General features: G+C 51.7%; 7 protein-coding genes. 2 read left to right on the top strand and 5 right to left on the bottom strand.

Annotation, left to right across the window (positions count from 1 at the left end):
- Nucleotides 1-26 precede the first annotated feature (26 nt).
- Nucleotides 27-1,001 (top strand): hypothetical protein, encoded by a 975-nt coding sequence (locus tag GJ632_RS00400; RefSeq protein WP_191451524.1) that lies wholly within the window; start codon nucleotides 27-29, stop codon nucleotides 999-1,001.
- Nucleotides 998-6,442 (top strand): DEAD/DEAH box helicase, encoded by a 5,445-nt coding sequence (locus GJ632_RS00395; protein WP_191451522.1) that lies wholly within the window; start codon nucleotides 998-1,000, stop codon nucleotides 6,440-6,442. Before GJ632_RS00400 ends, GJ632_RS00395 begins: the two co-directional genes overlap by 4 nt.
- 85 nt (nucleotides 6,443-6,527) lie before the next feature.
- Here the strand turns inward: GJ632_RS00395 and GJ632_RS00390 are convergent, their stop codons facing one another.
- From GJ632_RS00390 to GJ632_RS00370, 5 genes are all read right to left on the bottom strand, one after another.
- Complete coding sequence (locus tag GJ632_RS00390; protein WP_191451519.1) at nucleotides 6,528-7,904, bottom strand: hypothetical protein; 1,377 nt, start codon at nucleotides 7,902-7,904, stop codon at nucleotides 6,528-6,530.
- A 1-nt stretch (nucleotide 7,905) separates the two neighbouring features.
- A complete protein-coding gene (locus GJ632_RS00385) occupies nucleotides 7,906-9,561 on the bottom strand; it encodes an McrB family protein (RefSeq protein WP_191451517.1) in 1,656 nt (551 codons plus the stop codon).
- A 516-nt stretch (nucleotides 9,562-10,077) separates the two neighbouring features.
- A complete protein-coding gene (locus GJ632_RS00380; RefSeq protein WP_191451515.1) occupies nucleotides 10,078-10,875 on the bottom strand; it encodes a hypothetical protein in 798 nt (265 codons plus the stop codon).
- 341 nt (nucleotides 10,876-11,216) lie between these two features.
- Entirely contained in the window at nucleotides 11,217-15,782 is a 4,566-nt protein-coding gene (locus GJ632_RS00375; RefSeq protein ID WP_191451513.1) for a DNA translocase FtsK, read from the bottom strand.
- Nucleotides 15,775-16,869, bottom strand: a complete 1,095-nt coding sequence (locus GJ632_RS00370) for a hypothetical protein (RefSeq protein WP_191451511.1) — start codon at nucleotides 16,867-16,869, stop codon at nucleotides 15,775-15,777. Before GJ632_RS00370 ends, GJ632_RS00375 begins: the two co-directional genes overlap by 8 nt.
- Between the last annotated feature and the right edge of the window lie 108 nt (nucleotides 16,870-16,977).

The following is a 16,977-nucleotide window of genomic DNA, read 5'->3' as shown; positions in this document are numbered from 1 at the left end:
ATACTGATGTGGTTCGACGAGCACTGGTGTCTGAGTGCATCCGTCTTGGCATGGCCGACATCATCCACGAAGATGAAGAGTGGCCAGAAGTCCATAATCTTCGACTGAGAAATTGGGTTATCCGGAAACTTCAGACCGTAATTGACTTTGAACGAGATGCATCTGACTCCGCCAAAGAGATTGATACCGATCTCTTCCGGCGGGTGCTCACTGAAGGCCCTGAACCATCGCTTGAGTTTTTAGGTGAACTCATCGAACTAGATGGAGGATATTATTCACCAGGACCAACACGAGCGGTGATGTCATCTGCTTCGGCACCAGTCCTAGTGTCTGGGCTTCCGACACGCTCATTCACTGGTGACTTCACGATCGAGATTCGAGGGACAAGCAGGCACATTCTCAACACGAGTCGGCCTGCAATCGAAGCAGCCGATATTGGGACGCAGTCGATCGAATCGTACGTCGACATTGAGGACACCCAATCCTTTGACTTGGACTGGCTTGAGTCGTTCTTCGATGGGCAGTTTGACGCGACAGTCCAACCTGAGCGGCACTGGAATGGGTTTGATCGATCCACGTCTTATCGTTTGCAGTGGACCGATGAGGAACAAGATGTACGAACGTTCGGCAAGTTCTACGCGTTGTTCCAAGACTTTGGCGAGAACCGTGGGGCTCGATACTGGCTTCGCCGCAAACCGGTTGAGGAGAACCCGACAAGCGAGTTCGCTGAAGTACCACGACGGATATTGAAGTACGTGTGCTTGATTCTCGATGACCTTGACGGCAATACGCGAGAGGTCATCTTTGAACAGGCAGATGAGGGGCTAGTAGTGAAGGCTGATTTCCAGCCTCCACGCCCGGTGTTCCGCTGGATGGCGGCAATTGGTGGGTTGTATGATCCCGCCAGTGGATATCTACGGTGGATCATCACACCGGACAATAAGGCGGCTACGAAACAGCTGTTCAACAAACTTCCCGTTAGGATCACTGACAATACATGAAATCGATAACCGAAGTCTCCGAAGACCTGGAACAGGATCACCGAAAATACATCGAATCAACATACCATCTGCAGCATCCACGACTTCTGAAAGAGCGCCGGGGGTTGATGGCTGATGGGGCGATCTCCACGGAACCATGGGTGGAGTCCTCTCCACGCTATGTGTCGGGGAAGCCGTTTAGAAATCTCGATTTACCCGACTGCATGATTAGCCTCCTAGAGGATCTCAAGGGCTACGACTTGGATATCTATGACCCACCATACGAACATCAGGCGAATGCGCTGGAATCCTTCTTTGGTGATGATCAGGATCTAGTGGTGTCAACTGGGACTGGGTCTGGAAAGACAGAGATTTTCCTGTATTCGATTCTTGGCCAACTGGCGCGAGAAGCACAGCGCAATCAATCGACTGACCAGAGGGGGATGCGAACACTAGTTCTCTATCCGATGAACGCGCTGGTTGCAGATCAACTCGCTCGAATGCGGCTCCTGTTCGGTGATGACGATGCCGCGGATATTCTCGAGGAACAAATGGGACGAACCGTCCAGTTTGGGATGTATACTGGCCGGACTCCTTATCATGGAGAATATGATGAGGAGCGAAACTACAACGAACTCGCTAAAATATTTGACAGATATATCGATCTCGAAGATGAAGACGAAGATCTCTACGATGATCTCAAAGATCGGGGACGGATTCCAGCAAAAGATCTCGAAGGGTTCCGAAGCAAGGGCCAAAGTCGTTCCACACAGTTCAGGACCCAACCAGGGGATGCAGAGCTATTTACTCGACAGGAGATGCATTCGCCCAACGATTATGGCGGGGTGCCGGATATTCTCATCACGAATTATTCGATGCTGGAGTACATGCTGTTGCGTCCCATTGAACAGCCCTTGTTCGAAGAAACCCGTCAGTGGCTCGATGAGGACGAGGAGAATGAACTAAATATTGTTCTCGACGAAGCCCACCTCTATCACGGTGCGCAAGGAGCGGAAGTCTCTCTATTGTTAAACCGGTTGTTACAGAAGCTCGAGATTCCACGATCCCGAGTCCGGTTCATTCTGACGAGCGCGACGATGGGTGGAGATGTCCAGACTGTCGCCCCCGACTTTGCAGCTGAACTGACGTCTTCGGACCCAGATGATTTTGACGTTATCGAAGGTACACGAGAACAATTGTCTGGGGGGAGTTCTGGTGATCAGAGTGCTGCTAAAGCGTTCGAGGCAGTTAATTATACGATTGAGGAGTCTAGTATTCGTGAACTGGCAGCTACGCGCGACTGGATGCCATATGATGGTGATCAGGAACTGGAAGAATACGTAGCAGCGGAGCTCGAATCAGATCCCATCTTCCGGTTTATTCACGATGAACTCCGTGATGAATCTATTGAACTAGATGAGTTAGCTGGTGAAGCATTCGATACAGACAATGACGAACAGGCGATTGAGGCAACAGGGAATCTCCTGTACTTAGCGACAGAATCGAAACGTCCAGATGGGTCTTCGTTGCTACCGACTCGTCTCCATATGTTTATGAAGGGGCTTCCCTCTCAGTATGTCTGTACGAATCCGGACTGTGATGGCCGACGGGAAACGGCCGAAGATGATCTACTCGGAAAACTCTACACGACACCCAAGCGGAAATGCGATGAGTGTGACTCTCGCGTTTTTGAACTATACAGTCATCGTGACTGTGGTGCCGCCTATCTACGAGTGTTCCGAGCGCCTGCAGATCACCATGATAAAACTTTCTTGTGGACCGCTCCAGATAATGCGAATAATCTAGAGGAGGTGCATCTTCTTGTTGAGAAGCCTCGGGAGGACATTGGTCCAGATGGTCCTATAGCGACTCATGGGGATGAAGGAACTAGGCGCTCATTTAGGGAGACGACCCGCAAGCGTTACTTAAACCTCACTACCGGGCATCTGGTACAATCGCCAGCTGATAAGAGCAACTACATTCCTGTCTGGGTGCCCACGGAAGAGCCACCAGATGAGGATTATCCGTGGTGTTTCAATCCTTGTCCAGCCTGTGGACAAAAGAACCGTCGTAAGAATAACGGCGAAACCAAGGTATCCGATCTAGAGACGAAAGGCGAGGAGCCGTTTGCAAACATTGTACGGTCGATGTTTGACTTCCAGCCGCCGCAAGAGAATAAACAAAAGTACCCAAATGAGGGGAAGAAAGTGCTGTGTTTCTCTGACGGTCGGCAGAAGGCTGCTCGTCTCGCTCGAGACCTTCAGGGACACGTTGAACAGGACTCGTTCCGAGAGGTGGTCGCTGATATTACAGAAAATATGCTCCCTGACTCTGCAGGGATGGACGAGTTCTTCGCCGCATTTGTCATCTATTGCTACCAGAATAACATTGTCTACTTCGATGACCACGACGAATATTTCAACCAGTCAGGAGAAGTGTATCCTGGATCGCGAACACAGTTCTCGCGGATCCAAGATGAAATCCCTGGGCTAATGGGTGAAGAAGGCGTTGACTCTGCGGAGCAACTGCTTAACAGTCCCTACATTGCTGATGACCTGTCTGGTGGTGGCCAGGGGCGTCCAAGGCAATACGATACAATGCTTCTCAAGGCCCTAGGTCACGACTATTTCTCGCTTCCTGAGACGCTTATCGCATATCTCAGACCGGCAGAAGATGTGATGGATGCGATCACTCATAAGAGCAGTATCGATGAGGAATTGCTCGATACGATCATCGTTGAAGTCCTTCGACACGCTTGTTCTGAGTGGGCGTATGACTCGTCTATCTCAATCCAGAACCGGAATGACGTCGTTCGGTACGGAAGTATAAGCCGAGAAGAGGCTGGTCTTGAGGAAGAAGAGCTCATTCCCGAATATCTCAGAAATGCAGTCGGCGACCGGTTGGACACAGACGATTGGGAGGACATCAAGGGATTACTGAAACGGACTCCAGGTGGGACACGCGTCTTTGACCGGAATCAGGATTTCCACTACTTCGTGAATCCTCAGGCGGTAACTATCGAGTTAGCGGTTGATGCAGAGTGGTACCGCTGCCGAGGGTGCAATAAATACACGATGACGTCCTTCGACGACTCTTGCCCGCGTGAAGGTTGTCATGGGGCGCTGGAAACAGTCGACAGCTCTGATATCCGTGTGGACTCGCGGAAAAGCCATCTTCGTGATCCGCCACGTGCCGTAGCCCACGGTGAGAAGGAGCCATTCACACTCCGTTCCGAGGAGCATACGGCCCAACTCAATAAGAAAGACAACTCTGACGCCTTCTCGAAGACAGAGCGATACGAACTACTCTTTCAAGACATCCTTGTTGGTGAAAATGAGGTGGAACAGCCGGTCGACGTACTTAGTTGTACGACTACGATGGAGGTTGGGATTGACATCGGGAGCCTTACTGGTGTTGCAATGCGAACAGTTCCGCCACAGCCGGAGAACTACGAACAGCGTGCCGGGCGTGCTGGAAGACGCGGCGCAGGGCTTTCAACCATCATCACCTTCGCAGACAACTCTCCGCACGAGTCGCACTACTTCGATAACCCCACTGAGATGGTCGGTGCTGAAGGTACCGATCCCACAATCTATGCAGGCAATGAGAAGATTGCGAAACGACATATTAATGCATCTCTATTAGCAGAATTCTTTGAACCAGAGCAACTGGGTGAAGGATCTGCTGTCTTCGAGTCACTCGGTACCTGTGGGGCGTTTTTTGCTGGTAATAGCGACTACACCTATGAAGAATTCAGCACTTGGCTGGAATCGATCATCATTGGGGGTGGATCCACAGAAACAACGCAACTGGAGGAATTGCTGCCGGACGAACTCGGTACAAATCGGAGTGGCGCATGGCGGCAGGCATTCATCGAAGAGACGGCTCATGAGTTCAACGAGGCGCTCGCTGAGCTTGAAGCCGAAGTTGATTGGACTAGTGATGACAATGAGGATCGAGAACTACTTGAAACACTTCTTGATCAGGCCCTCCTACCGACGTTCTCGTTCCCAATCGATGTCTGTGACTTCGTGGTGCAGCAATTAGACCGGTCAGACAATGAAGTAAAAACCGAGTATGAAACATCTCGGGATCTGAAGGTCGCACTATCGACGTACGTTCCGGGTCGTGATATTGTAATGGATAAGAAGACATTCACATCATATGGTGTCTTCTACAAATTCTCTCAGAATCCCGTCGATAAAGCCTCAGAAGAAGATTGGGGTGACTTGGATTGGCTTAATATCTGTCCAGAGTGTGACACGGTTTATGATAATCCGGATGAGAACATGATGGGCGAACCGTGTGATGTGTGCGGGGCTGGGATCAACTCAATCCACAAGTATACACCGCCAGCGTTCGCACCGGAAGTTGATCCAGATTACGGGATTAGCGAGGATTCTTCCTACGAGGAAGAACGAATTTATCCTACGCCACCGAAGTATCCGTTGACTCCAACATCGTCAGGGCAGGCAGATACAGGTGGTGATGGTGCTGCTCGCACGAAGTCCATTGGTATTGGGCAGGTGAAGAACTTGTCCGATGAGAAGTTGCTGGTAGCGAATCTAGGCCCTGAGGAAGAAGGGTTTGAGGTGTGCCGGCTCTGTGGTGCGGTAGATCGAGACGGAAATCTGTCTGACTCACACAACCGGCCGTACCCGAAGGATCCGCGAATTGATTGGAATACTGACGATAATGAGGAGGACTATGAGTGGACTGACAAATGTCATGGGGAGCCGATACAGACATCGTTCTCACATGAATTCCGGAGTGATCTGACGGTCTTCCAGATCCCTATTGAGGAGCCAATGGAGTGGGTGCCAGGAGCTCCTTGGTTTGAGAGTGCTGCTCAGTCCCTCTCTGAAGGGTTAGTGTTGGCTGCCTCACGAACGCTTGGCATCGATGCTGATGAGCTGGAAGGTGGCTTCCGAACGCGTGATGCAGACGATAGTGATCCCGAAGGGTATCTTGAAGTGTATCTATTCGATACTACGCCGGGCGGAGCAGGGTTCGCGGCACGTGTTTGGGATGAATTTGATGATGTTCTTAACGCAGCTGAGAAAATCCTACTGGACTGTGATTGTGACTCTTCGTGCCACTCTTGCCTGAACGTCTATCAGAATCGCCACCTGCACGAGTCCTTGAATCGGCATCTCGGATACGACCTCGTCGATTATGTAAAGTCCGGGAATCCACCGACGTTATCTGCAGATCGTCGTGAATGGTTGGCTGATCAAGTCCGTGATACACTCCAACTGCTGGATCCCGATAACGAGGTTGAACGGAATCCGGATGGTACGTGGACAGCCCGGAGTTCAGGGAACACCGTAACGTTCGACATTCGATCGTGTTTACGGACCGATCGATCCAGCGGAGGAGCGGCAATTGATCATGACTTCTCCAGCTATGAATTGACCAAACGGCTCCCTGAAGTCACGTTCCGTCTTAACCACCAACTCTAACCTCCCTCTATCTCTCCTTACGAGGTTTTCCATCTATTGTAGGCTTATACTCTTTTGGAGGAACCACTACCATCGAGAAAGATTACTAGGTTTCCTCATGATTTTCCGTCGCGAGTGCGTGTGATAAACGGGCATTGATCTCTTGACGTTGTTCTGTGATTTTGGATGGACGAATAGGGAGGTGGTTGACGTTGAAATGGCCGCCCTTAGAGAGTGTGCTGTCTATAGTATTGCCGGGATAGAGGATACTAACACAATGTTCACCGGTGGCTGGCAAGAGGTCTCCACTGTATCCAAATAGACGCTGGTAATCAGCCAATTCGATGTTCCGAAGTGGTCTGAATTTCGCATCACCTATCCAGGTGACGGCATCATCCACAGAGAGTGCGTAATCAGGCCGGCCTGGATTTTCTACGAGTTCATCGAGATGATGACTGTACTCGGTAAGTGGGCGATCGTAGTGAAGGGTTACATCCGAGGTAAACTCGAATTTGTTGAGATTATCGTCTGGGGTGGATGGTGCCATATCCAGAATGCTAGCGATTTCATCGAGAAGAATTTGGAGGACCCAGACTTCGTACATCTTACTGACTGGTTTGATACCGATGCTCAGTTGTTCTCCGAATGAGACAGAGAGTGTGGTGTGTGACTGGTAGGCTTCCCAGAGATCAACCAGTTCGTTAAGTGTGCCAGTAGCTGCTTCGCGCGTATTAGAGAGCACGGTCGAATCCGTAAAATCAGTCGAAATTGCTTGGTCCAGTAAGTCACCGGGGAGACCATCCTCGATAAATTGAAGATGGTAGTGACGGTATTCGTCGATTCCCCTTCTGATGGATGTATTTACAATAGCCAATTCATCAAGGGCATTTGCGAGTGCAAGATGGAACCGTATAATGAGGAGGTTCGGGAGGGTTTCAACAGAGAACTCAGTCCTTTCGGTGACTAACTCTTTATTGCCAGATCCCCATTCGGATACCGTCTGCTCAACCAGTAACCGTCCTTGCATCGCGGGGCCGCGAGTTGGGCGACGTGTGACCTCCACATGTGGCCGGTGCGATAGCACTGACTCTGTGAGTTCGATCACAGCTCGGCTGTAGCCGAGCGTCATGGCTTGCGGTTCGTTACTTTCGCGGGCAACGAGAGGCATGATAGCTGCTGCAGTTGGGACAGACCACATTTCGAGCCAGCCCGCTACATCAGTTATTAACTGTTCATATTCATTCTGAGATAGTTTGCCAGGGACGACCATTATGTCGCCAGGATAGCGTCCAACCCATCCTTTCGGGGAAAATACCTGCGTACCGTATTTGTAGGTGATTTCGGGTACTCTTTCTTCAATTCCGTAGGCGTCTCGGCTTCGTTCGAATATTTCCGTATTCTGGTCTAGAAAGGAGACTAATTCATGCCATTCTTCATGGCTCACCCCGAGTGCGCTCTGTGACCGCGTCTGGTAGGTTTCCATGTTAGAGGAGTTGCTGGCCGTTGAGAAGTGTTTTCATCCGGTCTGTTGTTTTCATGAATCCCAGTTCCTCAGCGGTATCGCAGGCATCCTTGAATCGAGTTACTGCATCACTATCGGTGGAAACTGTGGTAGCGCGTCGAAGTTCAGAACTGAATGAATCTAACTGAGGTACAATATAGGCGATTGCGGCGTTATCGACGATCGTCCAGTTAGTGGTCTCTGGAAACATTTTCAGGTATAACACAACGAATTTGATCGCGTCAATTACCACACCTTGGCCGATATCGACGATATCTAGCTCAGAAAGGGTGTGCACAAATTTGAGGATCGTATCTATGAAGTCAATTTCACCGGTGGTGAGCCTATTTGTAGCTTCTTCGAGAGCAAGTTCTGGTTCGATAATCTCAGACAGGATCGGCAATAAGAATGGAGTATCGTTGTCTGTTACCGGATCCAATTGAAGATCAGTGAGGACCGCCGACTCAATCACGCTTCTGGTCGCTTGAATGTGTTCTGGGAATTCGGTACGGTAGTTTGGTGCTGTTGACGTCGGTGATTCTGGCGAACTGAACAGTGAGGGTACGCGGACGAATGCGAAACGACGCCGGAAAGCATATCCTAGCGAGAAGAGTTGCGCTCGGTCTTGGGTATTCATTGTTGCGAGGATCCGAAACGCGAGTGGAACTGATTGAGTACCGTTGCCGCCTGCGTAACTCAATGGTGCATTCTTTCGGTGACTGAGGTCGAGTAAAGTGAAGACGTCACCGAAAGCCTGGTCGAGGTTAGCGCGATTCAATTCATCGATCACGAGCCAGGTTGGGAGTGTTTTCTCGCGGAGTGATTGTTCGCATTTGGATGCGGCCGTGGTGAGGATGCCAGGTGTTGGGATGAATGAGTCTCCGGCCGGTTGGTAACCACCGACAACGTTGTGGTGTGTCCATTCAGCATTAGCGGTAGCGAAGTGGAGATCTGTACAGAGGGTATTACCAAGTCTAGTGGCGGCTCGTGTTTTGCCACTGCCAGGAGGACCGTAGAAAATAATATTTTTTCCGGCGAGGAGGTGGGCGAGGGCTTCTCGGTAGAGGTTTGGACGAAGTTCATTCCTTGTTGCTGTTCGCAATAGTTCAGCGCCCGGTTCTAATGCTTCCGTGAGTGCATCGTAAACCGTCTGTATGCCGGCGTCTTTTTGTTCAATAACTGTAGGGATCGGGTCTTCGAGCGGGGTCGTGTCGGTAGATTGAGTCTCGGTGCCTGGTTGTTCAGAAGTTAGTGTAACCTTGCCGTCGTCTCTGATCTCGACTGGGGTGCCGTCTGTTTGGAAAGCGTCAAGGACAGCGGTTTCTCGATCGCCGGAGAGTTTGTTGATGTCTGAGTCAGCCGGGAACGGGGAGCCGGAGTCGGGGAGTTGGTAGATATCGTCCCACGTGACGCGGACTTGTGCAGTGAAGCGACCGTTCCAGGCAGTGGGATCGATATTGCGTTCCTGATCTGAGTCGGCTTTGAACGGCCCGTACTGGATATTCTGTTCGTAGTTGCGGAGGATAAGGTAGTCGCCCTGTTCCACAGGATCGTTGGGGAGATCTTTTTCACCGAATAGTTTCTTAGAAAAACACTCTTGCTGCGTATTATTGTCGCACGCGAACTGGTAAATAGCCATTAGTCGCGGATTTGAGCCATCAACATATATTACTGCTGTGTAGACTACTTAGCAGCTTTTCAGGTTTGGGTGGATCCACCCAACTCAACGCATTCTCAGAATGAGTACAGATGCTATTTGTTACTGCAAAAGATAGGTCCAGTATGTCCTGGAGTTGGTTTGAACGGGCAGAAGAGAATGACACCGACTGGATTGAGCGGATCGGCAACACAGAAGAGCGCCCTACGTTCGAAGACTCGCGGATGCCGCATCGGAGGTACGCGATGTATCGATGGGGAGGTTGGTCATTACCACCTATGACCCGTATACTGGAGAAACATATACTGATGAGGTCCGGATCTACGATATCGATGATTCGAAGATTATCGGTAGCGACGGCCAAATTCGTATATTCGTCCTCCCGGATCTAACGGCAGGGCATTTTGACACTCAGGGAGGAACTGACAGAATGCCCGATCTTGTCATCGACTACGATACCAAACAATAAAATCGCGTGTTGAAGGCGATGACAGCAAGTTAGAAGGGGGATCGAAGCGGTCCATTTGTTTCCACAACCTTCCGAAGTTCCCGAACTTCCTCAAACGATATATAGTTCAATAAGCCTGTTTCCTGTTGATCTAGTACTTGCTCGAATGTCGGACGAGCCATCTGCTTTCGGACCTTCTCTTCATCAGTAGCAGGGGCGACAATGTTCATGCTCACTTTGAGATTCGGAACTTTAACGACGAAATCAGTCATACGGAGAATCCCGCTGAATACGCTGGTTGTACTTTCCACTTCAAACATCTCAACGATGTAATCATCATCAAGCCAGATCACATCAACATATTCAATGATGTCCATAGCTGATTTACTGAAACCGGTTAGATTCAGCGAATCAATGCATGGATCACCAAGCTTGCTACCCTCGTATTCGCGATTCTGATCATTCTTCGCCACGTACACATCGTATCCGTGATCCAACCCAAGCTGGATGAGTTCCCACTGAATTTCCGTATGGTCGCGGATGTCCTCTGTTGTCGACTCAGATTGATCGGTTTCCGATGACTCATCTTGGCTCTTTGTATTTTTTGAAGTCAGTTCTTGATAGGCTTCCTCAACAGAGTTGAATTTTTGTAATAAATTGCTGGTCGCGCTGTTTGATGGCCGATTGAAACCCATCGGGATGTTTCCAGATTTGTAGCCGAAGATTTCGTTCACTGGTTCGACATCGAGGGCGATCTGCCGAAAATCAGTCAGTGTAAAAATAAAGCTACTCTCAGGCTCTCCCCACACGAGTTCGCCGAGTTTACTACTCTCGAACTTTTCGCCCAATCGCCCTGCTGCGAAGTACTGTCCATCGTTATAAAACAGGACTGGATCACCAGTCTCCGCCTTCTCAAAGTATGGACGTTTCTTTTCTTCGTTGGTTGTCCCCCAGAGCCGTACCTCTCCCTGTTCTCGTAGTTTGTCCGGCGCTTTTTTGATCAGAGATAGCCACCGTGTTTTTCACTGTCCGATCAAACTCCTCCATCCAGTCGTCATCAACAGGGACTAAGAGAAAGCCACTCATGGAGAATCCTTACTAAACACGGTATCTATTGTTTTTGGTCTAATAGTATTATCTGAGATATACTGGAGCGGATCCAATATGGATTGAAATATTGAGATAGCCCCTATGAGATTCGGTCAACCAACTCCCTGAGGTCGTTCGGTTCGATCAGTGTCCCCTGTAGCCGGGTAACCTCGTTCCCTTCCTTGAATAGCATGTCGCCGTCTCCACCAAGCCCTTCAGCGCCGTTCTCGTCTAGGATGACCCGTGAATCGGAATCCGAGGGAACTCGAAACGCCGCCCGCATATCCAGGTTTGACCGGAGATCCGTGTTGATGATGTTTGCACTCGGCCGCTGCGTAGCAATGACCAAGTGGATTCCGACACTCCGTGCGATCTGAGCGATCCGCCGAACGTTCGTCTCCATCTGGTCGGCATCGTCCTCGGCGGCATCCAAGAGATCAGCGTACTCGTCGACGACAACGACCATCGGTGAGAGAGGATCGTCCGCTCGCGAGTTGTGGTCAACAATGTCCACGCTTGCGCTCTCCTCCAGAATTTCCTTTCGACGGGGGATCTCCTCGTTCACCAGCCGGTCAAACAGATTGAAGGCTTCGTCTGCTTCTGTAATGATATCGTCCGTCACTAAATTCGGGAGGTCCCGGAAGAACATGAAGTTCGTGAGCTTAGGATCGATGATTGCTAACTGAACCTGATCTAGTTGCTGTGTCTCAAGTATACACGACAATAGCGAGTAGAGGAAGACGGTCTTCCCGCTCCCTGTAGTCCCGCCGACCAGCATGTGAGGCGCGTCCCGCAGGTCAGAAACATAGACGTCGCCGGATGGTTCAATACCGGCGATGAACGGAAGATCGCCGACAGTCACCTCCTCGCTGCGCGGAAGATTGTCGACGTACTCGTTGAGGCCAACGATCTGTCGGTCTTGACGGGGAACGTCGATGGCGATAAATCGCGTGTTCGGAAGCCGGTGGATGATCGGCTCATTTTCTAGTGCCATCTCACGGGCAATGTCCTCGGAGCGTTGCTCGATTTTCTGCTGGCGTTCACCTGGAGCTAGCTGGACTTTGAAGCGGATGATATTTGGCCCGACCTCAACTTCGTCTGGATCAATATCCCGGATATTGATGTCGAACTCGTTCAGGACACGTTTCAGCGTTTCAACAGTATCGGCGTACTCTGCCCGGTCACCGAACGGCTGATCGGTATTAGTAGGCTTGGCCGCTTTAACTTCGGTCGATTCCTGTTCTGTTGTTTCCTCGTTTTCGTCCGTCAGTTCTTGGTCCTCTGGATCTTCCTCGCCCGTAGTTTCGATTTCTTCGGGGCGATATCGGCTCTCACTTTCCTCCTCGAACCCGCTCACCAGTAGTCGCGTAATTGTCTGTCGCGGTACCCGGTCAACGCGAATAGATTGCGCTTCCCTGGTCACGCCATCAATTCGTTCATCAGCTGTCGCCTGGTTCGTGATTTCGACTGAGATGATCCGTGGGTTGACCTCAATCTGGGCCTCACCTCGGAACACGTTGTTGATGCGCGTCGCCCACTCGGCCTTGTCACCCGTGACATCTGAAGAAATCAGTTCATGATATATCTGTTCGCGGAGTGCTTCCTTTCGGGGCGCGATAGTGATATTATCCTCGCCACTGAACAGTTTCCGGATCGTCTCCGTCGATTCGAAGAGCTGCTCTACTGCCGGGCCTTCAACGACCTTGGTGTCATCTTCTTCATGGACGGTGAATGCATCGTCGGGCTCATCTAGCGCTTTGACCTCGACGATATCGAGGATCAGACCACCATCGTCATTGAACTGGACGGTCAAGAAGTCTGCCCGACGACCTTTGTTGTCGAAGTTCAGCCACTCTCGGGTCACCGGATCGTCTATCGAGAAAATCAGCTTTGGCGTCCTAAGTTTCTCTTGTAGCCACTGGACCGCGATGATCGATCCGAGGATACCCTTCGTGTTCCGTGACTGTTGGTCACTCAGAGTCTCCTGTGTGATCAGTCGGAGAAGTCCGCTCTGTTGGATACTTGCGATACGTTCGGCGATATCCTCGAGATCGGCGTCGTCGGGAGCAATCCGGTACTCGTTGATTATGCGGCGGAGTGTCCGACGGAAATGGTCGATGTCGCCGGAATAGATGGCGTAGTCACGATCTCCTCGACGTTCTTGGGAGATGAGGTTCTCGTTCCAGAACGGGTTGGTATTCATCGTTGGGGTTGAGAGACATACCCAGATAGATGACCCTAGAAGTTGATCAACGGTTTCGCGTGGAATATTTAGTTCGTGGACCTCGGCATTGTGGATGGTCTGGCGCTGGCTGTAGAGCTGATTGACCAGGTTCTGGTATTCGGAGAACAGTACACCCTCCTTCGACGGAGAGATACTGATCTCGTCCTCGAATGAATCATACTGGAACTCCTTTGGCACGTAGAGCGGGTGAATCGTCGTGTCGGTATCCCGGTCGAACTCCTGTAAGTAGAACTCGCTACGGTCATTCAGCAAGACGAAATGCTTGGGATTCACCGTCAAATGCTCGAGATAGTCATCGTAGCTTGCATACTCTCGAGTGACAATTCGGAACGATCCCATGTCGCTGTCCGGACCGAAAATGCGAGTGATGTCTTCTTCCTGTGCTGGTGTGGTCCCTTCTAAGATGGATCTCTTGCGCCCCTCAATGAATACGAACTCGACGGTCGCACCATCGAGGTGGCCGTCGTCTGCACAGTCCGCTATGTCTTTCAGTAGATCGGATGGTTGGATCGGGTCGACCACACTGATTTTGAGGTGGCGTTTCGCTGGCGGGTACGCAGAGACGAACTTCTCCAATAGGTAATCCCACACTCGGGAATTGGTACCGGCGTCGGCCTCCCCCGGCTCCCCGAACACGGGGAGTTTCCCGAACTCATCTGACTGGATTAAGTAGGTTTGCCGTTGGAGCCGTCTGTTGCCACCGACATGGATGCTGCGGAGGACGTGGGGCTGTTCGTCAACGGCTTCAACAAGGAACTCCCGTTCCTCTTCGCTCAGCGATTCACGCTCCTCAGAGACCTCTTGCGCCAACTCTGCGTACTTCCAGAGATGCAGCGGATGAAGCGGCGAGAGTATCAGTTCCCGCCCCTGCTCTGTTTCCAGTACAATCGTGTCCAGCAGAAGGAACTCTGAAAGGACGCGTGAGGCCCCGGACGAACTTGCGTCCTGCAGATCGCGGTATTTCTTATCAAGTTTATCCTGGGCAGTGCGGTATGCCTGGATGTAGGTCAGTGTCTGTTCCAGGAGGTCCCCATCGCCAAGGAGTTTGATGAGCGGTATGTTCAACAGACCCTGGAGATCGCCAACGAGCGCGGACCGTGCCTCGATGAACTTGTCGATCGCTTCGACAAGGGATTCGAAATCCTCGTTGCGGTCAGCGAATTGGCGGAGCTGGGTGAAGCTACTGTCGTCCCCTTCAGGCGAGAAGAACTCAGCATCTAATGCTTGGAAGTTCGTGATGGCATCTTGCCTGGATTCAGCATCACGGATGACGCCGCCAAACCGGTTCTCAGTCACGAAATGCTGGATGAAGTAGTACTGGTCATCATCCACGTCGACACCGAGCCGACGGTCGTTATCGTAGTCTAGATACACCCGGTTCTCACCGTTCTCGAGCGCCTCCTCCTCGAACGAATCATCGAACTGCTCAGACAGACTGGAGAGTTCTTCTTTCCGGTCATCGAATACGAGTTCCACACTTGCCGATTCCACATCGCCTCGCGTAGTTCGAGTTGACTTCGTGGTTGTCGACTGGCTTGACGTGGAGAACACATCCTTGACCTCTTCGTAGGTTAACTCAGCCAGAATCGTACCGTCACCGGTCCGTTCAAACCGTCGGAGTTTTTCCACGATCTCACCGCGTTCCGCTTGGTCGTCGCCTTTCCGGATGCTGTTCATAATCCGGCGTCGATCAGTATTAGCCATGTGCGCGACCCGCGAGACCAGATCCAGATTGTCTGCAAGCCGCTCCGGAATCTCGCTAGGTACGTCTAACCCCGGATCTGTGAACAGTCTCAGCCGATAGAGTTCATGTCCTAATGCTTCGAGCGCGGCCTGCCGCGAGTCTCGTGTGGTCGCAACAGCATAATCCGCGATCGCTGGAATCCCGAACCGGTCCCGAAGATCTGTCCCGAGCGTTTTCCATACCGCCTGTGCGGGGGCGTTATCGGCGAACTGGTCAAGTGACCGCATCCGGTCGGTGATCTGTTTACTGATTTCGCCAAGCGGGATAGCCGTCAGCCGGTGAAGTGATCCCATCTTTGCATGGTCTCCCCGTACAAGCACGACTGTCCGCTCCGGGATATGCTCCCCGTCCCAATCGAATCCAGTATCGGAACCGTTTCGCCACTTGACAGCGACACTGACCTCGCCAGTCACTCGGACAGACGATCCCGCAGTAGTCTGCTGAAGAGTGTCCACATTTGCTTCGGAGATCCCAGCCAGGGCCAGCCCGATATCGTACTCGGCACCGTCACACAGAGTTTCGATGAACGCATCTGGATCGAACCGAGGCGGAGATTCAATAATTACGCCGAGGGGTTCAGATGCCAACGCGTCATTGATACGGCTGGCAATCGCCTCGCCGATGAGCCGGTCACTATCCTCTAACGTGGTAGTCTGGGTGGTTGCCGTGTCACTCATTTTTCGATGGGGTGGAAACGATAGTTACGCCATCAGCGTATTCCTGCGCAAATCCAAGGTCCACAACTGCCTGCTTGAATCCCTCGTAATTCCGGTTATTCAGTGGGTCGCTCTCGGTACCGCTTGCTCCGAGATGAATGTCCCACGCTGAAAGATGCTCTCGGTCACGCTCAGTCCCGCCGACGATGATCCCATACCGGGTACGAAGCTCCTCGCAGAGTTCACCGAGCGACATCGATCCACCTGGTTTGATGATTGATAAGAGAATACTTTCCAGAATCTCGGGATCCGGTCGAAAGCGGCGTCTGTTCGCCCGGTTCCCACGTGGTTTGAGGAGGCCGGCCCGCCAGCCGAACGTTTGTGCCGTGGTCTGCGGTGTGTAAGTGTTGAACCGACTGGACGAGTGGTGGATTGCATCACTCACCGCGTTCACCAGCTTCTCAAAGGTCTCAGAGGCTGGATCGGAGCTGTATATCGCCTCGAACGTCTCGTAGTCCTCATTACGCTTCTCCTCGCTCTGTCGGCTGACCTCAAGGAACTCCCGGACCTTCAGTTGCTCATAGATCTCTTCTTCGCTGTACGCCCGATACCCATCCCGGTCAAGGACTTCCCGGATACCGAGTCGGGTCGCACGTTGGATCTCTGAATGTGCGGTCCTGGTGCTATCTAGGCTCGCATCCGCGACTGGATTGTCTGTATCTCCCGTATAGTTCAACACGAGGGGAAGTCGGCCGCGGCTGTTCCCCTTCTTGCTGATCTCTTGGTGCCGGTTCGCCATGTAGATGTAGAAGGCAACGCACCCGTATTTTACGACCCTGCGTAGATCTCGCGGATAGTTGAGGCTGGCCGACCCGTTGTTCGATTTCAAGTGTTCGCTGAGAATCGTGTACCCATCCACAAACTCGGTTGCGACGGTGTTGTCGTCGAAGGCTGCCCCGAGCTCCGGCTCAGTCCACGGTTTCATGGTCGCCGCAGATTCGTCAGCATCCTTTGCTAACGGACGGAACAGCAACGAGATCGCGTCGTGGTGGTCGCGGAGTTGTTCCTCCAGTTTCTGTTCAACGCCCCCTGACGCCCGGTTCAGCAACGTATAGATGAAACGCCGGCAGTGACGCCAGCAGCGGCGTCAATGATGAACCAGTCACTGGTACAGGTCGGTGCTGAACCGCGCTGACTAGCGTAGAGCGCGTTGTCG

Source organism: Halogeometricum sp. CBA1124 (genome assembly GCF_009741955.1).
GTDB lineage: Archaea > Halobacteriota > Halobacteria > Halobacteriales > Haloferacaceae > Halogeometricum > Halogeometricum rufum.
The sequence above is the reverse complement of the archived record's forward strand: the minus strand, read 5'-3'. Positions and strand labels throughout refer to the sequence as shown.

Bases quoted from the DNA above. Each gene is read 5' to 3' on its own strand.
- GJ632_RS00385 (WP_191451517.1), bottom strand. From the start codon at position 9,561: ATGGCTATTTACCAGTTCGCGTGCGACAATAATACGCAGCAAGAGTGT.
- GJ632_RS00375 (WP_191451513.1), bottom strand. From the start codon at position 15,782: ATGAGTGACACGGCAACCACCCAGACTACCACGTTAGAGGATAGTGAC.
- GJ632_RS00390 (WP_191451519.1), bottom strand. From the start codon at position 7,904: ATGGAAACCTACCAGACGCGGTCACAGAGCGCACTCGGGGTGAGCCAT.
- GJ632_RS00395 (WP_191451522.1), top strand. From the start codon at position 998: ATGAAATCGATAACCGAAGTCTCCGAAGACCTGGAACAGGATCACCGA.